This window comes from Bradyrhizobium cosmicum, assembly GCF_032290525.1.
Lineage (GTDB): Bacteria > Pseudomonadota > Alphaproteobacteria > Rhizobiales > Xanthobacteraceae > Bradyrhizobium > Bradyrhizobium cosmicum_A.
Window position 1 is genome coordinate 1 of sequence record NZ_JASXTA010000203.1, and the last position, 276, is coordinate 276.

At 60.1% G+C, this 276-nt stretch carries 1 protein-coding gene; it reads left to right on the forward strand.

All coding sequences use genetic code 11. The features are described from left to right. Positions 1-276: DUF1254 domain-containing protein (locus tag QSV46_RS39660; RefSeq protein WP_314964086.1), on the forward strand; the 276-nt coding region annotated here is incomplete at both ends.

Sequence of the window (276 nt, forward strand, 5' to 3'; positions counted from 1 at the left end):
GTGCAGTACGTCAGCTATACCGACAAGCTCGGAATTATCACGGCAAACGCCACCACACCCTACATTCTGGGCTTTTTCAATCTCGACGAGACTGGATCGATGGTGATCGAACTCCCGGCCGGTCCGACCGCCGGTGGTGCCTCCGACTTCTGGCAACGCGAGTTTGTTGTGATGGGGGAGATGGGTCCTGACAAGGGAGCCGGTGGTCGCTACATCTTCGTACCGCCCGGCCAAGACCCGCCGACCAATGCCGGTGACGCCTACGTGGTGCAGTCC